Here is an 8,979-nt window from a genome sequence, read left to right on the forward strand (position 1 = left end):
AATAGAGATGGGTGATATGAGCGCTTTGGCCTTGGCCACCAACCAGGCAGCCGAGGGAGGCAACAACTTCCTCATTCCCAACGGCACCTTTTTCGTCGAGCTGATCATCTTCTTGATCGTGCTCGGCGTGATCGGCACTTTCGTTGTGCCGCCGATCATGAGGGTGCTGCATGAGCGCGAGAACATGGTCACCAAGACGCTGGAGGACAACAAGAAGTCGGCCGAGCAGTTCGCCGCTGCCCAGGAAGACTACGAGAAAGCGATGTCCGAAGCCCGGGTTGAGGCCTCGGCCGCCCGAGACGACGCCCGGGCCGAGGGCCGCAAGGTCGTCGAGGACATGCGTGCTCGCGCCGAAGAGCAGGTGTCCTCGACATTGCGAGACGCCGGGGACCAACTCAAGCGGGAGGGCGACGCGGTCGCAGCCGAGCTGCGCTCGCAAGTGGACCGCATCTCCACGACGTTGGCCAACCGCATCCTGGGGGTCGAAATCACCACCTCGATCACGACCGCCGGATCGGGGCGGTAACCGAGATGTCGACCTTTTTCGGGCAGTTGGCCGGATTCATCGTCATCGTGCTGCTGGTGTGGCGCTTCGTCGTCCCGCCGGTGCGCAGGCTGATGGTTGAGCGCCAAGAGACGGTGCGAAAAGAGTTGGAAGACTCCGCGACTGCCGCCGAGCGGCTTGCCGAGGCCAGCGACGCCCACAACAAGGCGCTGGAGGAGGCTAAGGCGGAGGCGCACCGGGTCACCGAAGAGGCCCACGCAGACGCCGGACGTATCGCCGAGCAACTGCGGGCTCAGGCCGACGTCGAAGTCGAGCGCATCAAAGTTCAGGGCGCCAAGCAGGTCGAGCTACTGCGGGCGCAGCTGGTGCGTCAGCTTCGCCAGGACCTCGGCGCCGAATCCGTGCGGCGGGCAGGGGAATTGGTACGCGGTTACGTCGCCGACGCCGCCCAGCAAGCCGCCACCGTCGACCGCTTCCTCGACGACCTCGATGCGATGGCGCCGTCACAAGCCGAGGTCGAATATCCGGTTCTGGCGAGGTTGCGCTCGGCCAGCCGCCGGGCGCTGACCGAATTGGTGGACCGGTTCGGCGAAATCGCCGACGGTTTGGACGACAAGAAGCTGTCGACCCTGAGCGACGAACTGGCATCGGTAGCCGCGATGCTGAACCGCGAAGTCGTGGTCACCCGGTATCTGACAGTGCCCTCCGAGGATGCGGCCGCCCGAGTCCGGTTGCTCGAGCGGCTGGTGTCCGACAAGGTCGAAGAACCCACGCTTGACATACTCCGCGCCGCCGTGTCGGCCCGCTGGTCCACCAACTCCGACTTGGCCGATGCCATCGAACACGTTGCGCGGCAAGCATTGTTGACGCGCGCCGAACGGACCGACCAGGTCGACGAGGTGGAAGATCAGCTCTTCTGGTTCAGTCGGATCCTCGACGCCGAGCCTCGGCTGGCAGTACTGCTCGGTGATTACGGCGTGCCCGCCGAAGGCCGTGTCCAGTTGCTGCGCAAGGTGCTCGACAGCGCCGGCACGCGGGTCAATCCGATCTCCGTCGCGCTGCTGTCCCAAACCATCGAGTTGTTGCGGGGCGAACCCGCCGAAGACGCTGTGCTCGGCTTGGCCGAGGTGGCGGTGGCCCGCCGTGGCGAGGTTGTCGCGCATGTCAGTGCGGCGGCGGAACTCAGCGACCAGCAACGCACCCGGCTCACCGAGGTGCTGAGCCGGATCTACGGCCACCCAGTGACGGTGCAGATGCAGATCGACCCCAAACTGCTGGGCGGACTTTCCATCTCGGTCGGCGACGAGGTAATCGACGGTACGCTTTCGTCGCGTCTCGCCGCAGCCGAGACCCAGCTGCCGGACTGAAACACCAATTGGACATCACAATCAACAAGCAGGAAGACGAAAAGCCATGGCAGAGTTGACAATCGCCGCTGAAGACATTCAGGGCGCGATCGAGGAATACGTTAGCTCGTTCACCTCCGACACCGCGCGCGAAGAGGTCGGCACCGTCGTCGACGCCGGGGACGGCATCGCGCACGTCGAGGGCTTGCCGTCGGTGATGACCCAGGAACTACTCGAGTTTCCCGGCGGTGTGCTGGGTGTGGCGCTCAACCTCGACGAACACAGTGTCGGCGCGGTGATCCTGGGTGACTTCGAAAACATCGAAGAAGGCCAACAGGTCAAGCGCACCGGCGAGGTGCTGTCAGTCCCGGTCGGCGATGCGTTCCTCGGCCGGGTGGTCAACCCGCTCGGCCAGCCGATCGACGGCCGCGGCGACATCGACGCGGACGACCGCCGGGCGTTGGAGATTCAGGCGCCATCGGTGGTGCAGCGTCAAGGCGTCAAGGAGCCGCTGCAGACCGGTATCAAAGCCGTCGACTCGATGACCCCGATCGGGCGCGGCCAGCGTCAGCTGATCATCGGCGACCGCAAGACCGGAAAGACCGCGGTATGCGTCGACACCATTCTCAACCAGCGGCAGAACTGGGAATCCGGCGACGCCGAAAAGCAGGTGCGATGCGTCTATGTCGCGATCGGCCAAAAGGGCACCACCATCGCCGCCGTGCGCCGCACTCTGGAAGAAGGCGGCGCGATGGACTACACGACGATCGTCGCCGCGCCCGCGTCGGATTCGGCCGGCTTCAAATGGCTTGCGCCCTACACCGGCTCGGCGATCGCGCAGCACTGGATGTACGACGGCAAGCACGTGCTGATCGTGTTCGACGACCTGAGCAAGCAAGCCGAGGCCTACCGGGCGATCTCGCTGCTGCTGCGTCGGCCACCGGGCCGCGAGGCCTATCCCGGCGACGTGTTCTACCTGCATTCGCGGCTGCTGGAACGGTGCGCCAAGCTGTCCGATGAGTTGGGGGGCGGCTCGCTGACCGGTCTGCCGATCATCGAGACCAAGGCCAACGACATCTCGGCCTACATCCCGACCAACGTCATCTCGATCACCGACGGCCAGTGCTTCCTGGAGTCCGACCTGTTCAACCAGGGTGTACGCCCGGCCATCAACGTCGGTGTCTCGGTGTCGCGGGTGGGCGGCGCGGCGCAGATCAAGGCTATGAAAGAAGTAGCCGGAAGTCTCCGTTTGGACCTCTCGCAGTACCGCGAGCTGGAGTCGTTCGCGGCGTTCGCCTCCGACCTCGACGCCACGTCCAAAGCACAGTTGGAGCGCGGTGCGCGACTGGTCGAGCTGCTCAAGCAACCGCAATCTCGCCCGATGCCCGTTGAGGAGCAGGTGATTTCGATCTTCTTGGGCACATCCGGCCACCTGGACTCGGTGCCGGTCGAAGACATCAACCGTTTCGAGGTTGAGTTCCTCGACCATGTTCGGGCCTCCGAAGAGCAGATCCTCTCCGAGATTCGGGAATCCCAGAAGCTCAGCGAAGAGACCGCCGACAAACTGACCGAGGTGGTCAACAACTTCAAGAAGGGCTTCGCGGCCACCGGCGGCGGGTCGGTGGTGCCCGATGAGCACGTCGAAGCCCTCGACGAAGAAGACTTGGGTAAAGAAGCGGTCCGCGTCCACAAGCCCGCCCCAAAGAAGAAGAAGTAATCAAGGATGGCTGCCACCCTTCGCGAATTGCGGGGCAGAATTCGCTCCGCCGGGTCGATCAAGAAGATCACCAAAGCCCAAGAGCTGATTGCGACGTCGCGTATCGGCCGGGCGCAGGCCCGCCTCGAGTCGGCTCGCCCCTATGTCACCGGCATCACCGGGATGCTCACGACTCTGGCCAGCGAAGCGGCTCTGGATCATCCACTGCTCGTCGAGCGCCCCAACCGCAAGCGGGCCGGCGTTCTGGTGGTGTCGTCCGACCGTGGCCTCTGCGGCGCGTACAACTCGAGCATCTTTCGTCGTGCCGAGGAGCTGTTCTCCCTGATACGGGAGGAAGGCAAGACGCCGGTGCTCTATGTGGTTGGTCGAAAGGCGCTGAATTACTACACTTTCCGGAATTGGGACATCGTCGAATCGTGGACCGGTTTCTCCGAGCAGCCGCAGTATGAGAACGCCGTCGAGATCGCCGACACGCTGGTTGATGCCTTCATGTCCGGGGCCGGCGACAATGGTGACGATCGTGGATCCGACGACACCGCCGGCGTCGACGAGTTGCACATCGTCTACACCGAGTTCAAGTCGATGATGTCGCAATCGGCCGTGGCACACCGGATCGCCCCGATGGTGGTCGAGTACGTCGGGGAGGAGACCGGTCTGCACACGCTGTACTCGTTCGAGCCCGATGCCACAACGCTATTCGAGTCGCTGCTGCCGCGCTACCTGACCACGCGCGTGTATGCGGCGCTGCTCGAAGCGGCAGCGTCAGAGCTGGCGTCGCGTCAGCGGGCGATGAAGTCGGCCACCGACAACGCCGACGACCTAATCAAGGAACTCACGCTGGCGGCCAACCGCGAGCGGCAGGGTCAGATCACTCAGGAAATCAGCGAAATCGTTGGTGGCGCAAACGCGCTCGCCGAGGCCTTCAGCTAAGACCCCATCAGGAAGCGAAGAAGACATGGCTGCTACCACCCAAAAGTCGGCTAAGAAAGAGAAGACCGACACCAACGGCCGCGTGGTGCGGGTTACCGGGCCCGTGGTCGACGTCGAGTTCCCGCGGGGTTCCGTGCCGGAGCTGTTCAACGCGCTACACGCCGAGGTTACGTTCAAAGAGCTGGCGAAAACCTTGACGTTGGAGGTCGCTCAGCACCTCGGCGACAACCTGGTGCGCACGATCTCGCTCCAGCCCACCGACGGGCTGGTGCGTGGCGTTGAGGTGATCGACACCGGCGATTCGATCTCGGTGCCGGTCGGCGAAGGGGTCAAGGGCCACGTTTTCAACGCGCTCGGTGACTGCCTCGACGAGAAGGATTACGGCAAGGACTTCGACCACTGGCCGATTCACCGCAAGCCGCCGGCGTTCGACGAGCTGGAGCCGCGCACCGAGATGCTGGAGACCGGCCTGAAGGTCGTCGACCTGCTCACGCCGTATGTGCGCGGCGGCAAAATCGCGCTGTTCGGCGGTGCCGGCGTCGGCAAGACCGTGCTCATCCAGGAGATGATCAACCGGATCGCCCGGAACTTCGGCGGCACTTCGGTGTTCGCCGGTGTCGGTGAGCGCACCCGCGAGGGCAACGACCTGTGGGTCGAGCTCGGCGAGGCCGACGTGCTCAAGGACACCGCGCTGGTGTTCGGTCAGATGGACGAGCCGCCCGGCACCCGTATGCGGGTCGCGCTGTCCGCGCTGACGATGGCGGAGTACTTCCGCGACGAAGAGGGGCAGGACGTCCTGCTGTTCATCGACAACATCTTCCGGTTCACCCAGGCCGGATCGGAAGTGTCGACGCTGCTCGGCCGGATGCCGTCGGCGGTGGGCTACCAGCCGACACTGGCCGACGAGATGGGCGAGTTGCAGGAACGCATCACCTCGACGCGGGGCCGGTCCATCACGTCGATGCAGGCCGTCTACGTCCCGGCCGACGACTACACCGACCCCGCCCCGGCGACCACCTTCGCGCACTTGGACGCCACCACCGAGCTGAGCCGAACGGTGTTCTCCAAGGGCATCTTCCCGGCGGTGGACCCGCTGGCCTCCAGCTCCACGATTCTCGACCCGAGCGTGGTGGGCGACGAGCATTACCGCGTGGCGCAGGAAGTCATCCGAATCCTCCAGCGTTACAAGGACCTTCAGGACATCATCGCGATCCTCGGTATCGACGAGCTGTCCGAGGAGGACAAGCAGCAAGTCCAGCGTGCGCGGCGCATCGAGCGGTTCCTCTCCCAGAACATGATGGCCGCCGAACAGTTCACCGGCCAGCCGGGTTCCACGGTGCCGCTGAAGGAGACCATCGAGGCATTCGACAAACTGGCAAAGGGCGAGTTCGACCACTTGCCCGAGCAGGCCTTCTTCTTGATCGGCGGTCTCGACGACCTGGCCAAGAAAGCTGAAAGCCTCGGCGCCAAACTGTGATTCGTTCTTACCCGCGACCAAGCGTCAAGGAAGGTTGGGTGTGACGTGGCCGAGTTGGACGTCGAGATCGTCGCCGTCGACCGCAAGATCTGGTCTGGCAAGGCGACGTTCATCTTCACCCGTACCACCGTGGGCGAGATCGGTATCATGCCAAGGCATATCCCTCTAGTCGCCCAGTTGGTCGATGACGCGATGGTGCGTGTCGAGCGCGAGGGTGAAGACGATTTACGTATTGCGGTGGACGGCGGCTTTCTGTCGGTAACCGAGGAGGGCGTCAGCATTCTCGCGGAGTCCGCGGAATTCGAATCGGAGATCGACGAGGCCGCTGCCAAACAGGACTCCGAGTCCGACGACCCACGCACCGCGGCCCGGGGCCGCGCTAGATTGCGCGCCGTCGGCGCGCTCGATTAGCGCGGCAGCGGCCGATGAGCGCGCCCACGATCGCCATGGTCGTGCTCATCGCCGTGCTGGGAATTGCCGTTGTTGCGCTGAGTTATCGGCTGTGGAAGCTGCGCCAGGGCGGCACGGCGGCCATCATGCGCGACATCCCTGCCACCGGTGGCCATGGCTGGCGGCACGGGGTAATCCGATACCGCGGCGGCGAGGCCGCGTTCTATCGGCTGTCCAGCGTTCGGTTGTGGCCTGATCGCCGGCTGAGCAGGCGTGGTATCGAGATCATCTCGCGACGCTCACCACGCGGCGACGAATTCGACATCATGACCGAAGAGATCGTCGTACTGGAACTGCGCGACACAACCCAGGACCGCCGGTGGGGATATGAAATCGCTCTTGACCGAGGCGCATTGACCGCGTTTCTGTCGTGGCTGGAGTCTCGTCCCTCGCCGCGGGCGCGGCGCCGCAGCACCTGATGCTCTTAGTTGGCGGGCGGCTCGAGTTGCCCGCCGCCCGGCCGCCACAGCACGTCGCCGCCGGGGTTGGCCAGCCGAGACAAGATGAACAGCAAGTCGGACAAGCGATTCAAGTACTTCGCGGGCAGCGTGCTGACGTCCGAGGGATGTTCGTCGACGGCTGCCCACGCCGAGCGCTCGGCGCGGCGCACGACAGTTCTGGCGACGTGAAGCAACGCCGAAAGTGGTGAACCACCGGGCAATATAAAGGAATTCAGCGCTGGCAGACCTTCGTTGAACTCGTCACACCACGCTTCCAGTCGATCGATGTAAGGCTGGCCGACGCGTAGCGGGGGATATTTCGGATTCTCGACGACCGGGGTCGACAGATCAGCGCCGGCATCGAAGAGGTCGTTTTGGACCTGCCGCAGCACGTCGGCTATGCGCTGTTCGGGATTTCCCAGCGCGATTGCGGTGCCGATTGTTGCATTCGCTTCGTCGCAGTCTGCGTAGGCGACCAGCCGCGCATCGGTCTTCGGCACCCGCGAGAAATCGCTCAACCCGGTGGTCCCGTCGTCGCCGGTGCGGGTGTAGATGCGGGTCAGGTGTACGGCCATGGCTCAAAACGGTACCGGGCTGACTGACACGCGCGGTACCGCTCACTAAACTGACCTGCGTGGCTGAGCGTTTCGTGGTGACCGGGGGCAACCGGTTATCTGGCGAAGTTGCTGTTGGGGGCGCCAAGAACAGCGTCCTGAAGTTGATGGCCGCGACGCTGTTGGCCGAGGGCACCAGCACGATCACCAATTGCCCGGATATTCTCGATGTCCCACTGATGGCGGAAGTGCTACGCGGCCTGGGTGCCACCGTCGAACTGTCCGGGTCAACCGTGCGCATCACCTCCCCGGACGAGCCGAAGTACGACGCCGACTTCGCCGCGGTCCGTCAGTTCCGCGCGTCGGTCTGCGTCTTGGGCCCCCTCGTCGGACGGTGCAAACGGGCCAAGGTTGCGTTGCCCGGGGGCGACGCCATCGGATCACGTCCGCTGGACATGCACCAGGCTGGTTTGCGACAACTGGGCGCGCACTGCAACATCGAGCACGGTTGCGTCGTCGCCCACGCAGATACGCTGCGCGGTGCAGAGATTCAGCTGGAGTTCCCATCAGTGGGAGCCACCGAGAACATCCTGATGGCCGCGGTCGTCGCCGAGGGCGTCACGACGATCCACAATGCGGCGCGCGAACCCGATGTCGTCGACCTGTGCACGATGTTGAACCAGATGGGCGCCCAGGTCGAAGGCGCGGGTTCGCCGACGATGACGATCACCGGCGTGCCGCGGCTGTATCCCACCGAGCACCGGGTGATCGGAGACCGGATCGTCGCCGCGACCTGGGGCATCGCGGCCGCGATGACCCGGGGCGACATCTCGGTGACCGGTATCGACCCAGCGCATCTGCAGGTCGTGCTGCACAAGCTCCACGACGCCGGCGCCACCGTCACTCAGACCGACGACAGCTTCCGGGTAGCGCAGTACGAGCGCCCGAAAGCGGTGAACGTCGCGACATTGCCCTTCCCCGGCTTTCCCACCGATTTGCAGCCGATGGCGATCGGCCTGGCGTCGATCGCCGACGGGACCTCGATGATCACTGAGAACGTGTTCGAGGCGCGGTTCCGGTTCGTCGAGGAAATGATCCGGCTCGGCGCCGATGCCCGCACCGACGGGCACCACGCAGTCGTTCGGGGCATCCCGCAACTGTCCAGCGCGCCGGTGTGGTCGTCGGATATCCGGGCGGGAGCGGGTCTGGTGCTCGCTGGGCTGGTAGCCGACGGCGACACAGAAGTGCACGATGTCTTCCACATTGATCGCGGCTATCCGCTGTTTGTGGAAAACCTGGTCAGTCTCGGGGCGGAGATCGAGCGGGTAGAATAACTGGGACTTAACGACTCTCGTCGAGCCTCTATAGCGGAACGACCCGGAGTTGACCGCGCCTGTGCCGCGGAGTATAGTGGCAGGGTTGCCTGTTCACGGGTGTTGTTTGAGAACTCAATAGTGTGTTTGGTGGTTTTTGTTTGTTGTTGTTTTTTTGCCATGCCCTTTGGCCGTCCCGTGGTTGGGGGTGTGGTGTTTTTGATGCCAGTTTTTGGTGTCTTGCTTT

Annotated in this window: 9 protein-coding genes; 8 read left to right on the top strand and 1 reads right to left on the bottom strand. The window is 64.1% G+C overall.

Annotated features, from left to right (window positions below; translation table 11 throughout):
- Window positions 1–7 precede the first annotated feature (7 nt).
- From A5707_RS10565 to A5707_RS10595, 7 genes are read left to right on the top strand one after another with little or no spacing between them, the layout of a single operon-like run.
- On the top strand, window positions 8–526 hold the full coding sequence (locus tag A5707_RS10565) for a F0F1 ATP synthase subunit B (protein ID WP_065014438.1): 519 nt from the start codon (window positions 8–10) through the stop codon (window positions 524–526).
- 5 nt (window positions 527–531) lie between these two features.
- The gene (locus tag A5707_RS10570; protein ID WP_065014439.1) at window positions 532–1,872 is read left to right on the top strand and encodes a F0F1 ATP synthase subunit B/delta; all 1,341 of its coding nucleotides are present in this window, start codon (window positions 532–534) and stop codon (window positions 1,870–1,872) included.
- Between the two features lie 46 nt (window positions 1,873–1,918).
- The gene (gene atpA / locus A5707_RS10575) at window positions 1,919–3,568 is read left to right on the top strand and encodes a F0F1 ATP synthase subunit alpha (protein WP_065014440.1); all 1,650 of its coding nucleotides are present in this window, start codon (window positions 1,919–1,921) and stop codon (window positions 3,566–3,568) included.
- Between the two features lie 6 nt (window positions 3,569–3,574).
- A complete protein-coding gene (locus A5707_RS10580) occupies window positions 3,575–4,498 on the top strand; it encodes a F0F1 ATP synthase subunit gamma (RefSeq protein ID WP_065014441.1) in 924 nt (307 codons plus the stop codon).
- Between the two features lie 25 nt (window positions 4,499–4,523).
- A complete protein-coding gene (gene atpD / locus A5707_RS10585) occupies window positions 4,524–5,975 on the top strand; it encodes a F0F1 ATP synthase subunit beta (RefSeq protein WP_065014442.1) in 1,452 nt (483 codons plus the stop codon).
- 45 nt (window positions 5,976–6,020) lie between these two features.
- A complete protein-coding gene (locus A5707_RS10590) occupies window positions 6,021–6,386 on the top strand; it encodes a F0F1 ATP synthase subunit epsilon (RefSeq protein WP_065014443.1) in 366 nt (121 codons plus the stop codon).
- Window positions 6,387–6,400: 14 nt separating this feature from the next.
- Window positions 6,401–6,844 (top strand): DUF2550 domain-containing protein, encoded by a 444-nt coding sequence (locus tag A5707_RS10595; RefSeq protein ID WP_065014444.1) that lies wholly within the window; start codon window positions 6,401–6,403, stop codon window positions 6,842–6,844.
- A gap of 5 nt (window positions 6,845–6,849) precedes the next feature.
- Here the strand turns inward: A5707_RS10595 and A5707_RS10600 are convergent, their stop codons facing one another.
- The gene (locus tag A5707_RS10600) at window positions 6,850–7,440 is read right to left on the bottom strand and encodes a cob(I)yrinic acid a,c-diamide adenosyltransferase (protein WP_065014445.1); all 591 of its coding nucleotides are present in this window, start codon (window positions 7,438–7,440) and stop codon (window positions 6,850–6,852) included.
- Between the two features lie 59 nt (window positions 7,441–7,499).
- On the opposite strand from A5707_RS10600, the gene murA reads away from it, so the two are divergent.
- On the top strand, window positions 7,500–8,753 hold the full coding sequence (gene murA, locus A5707_RS10605; protein ID WP_065014446.1) for a UDP-N-acetylglucosamine 1-carboxyvinyltransferase: 1,254 nt from the start codon (window positions 7,500–7,502) through the stop codon (window positions 8,751–8,753).
- Window positions 8,754–8,979 lie beyond the last annotated feature (226 nt).

This window comes from Mycobacterium kyorinense (assembly GCF_001672775.1).
GTDB classification, from domain to species: domain Bacteria; phylum Actinomycetota; class Actinomycetes; order Mycobacteriales; family Mycobacteriaceae; genus Mycobacterium; species Mycobacterium kyorinense_A.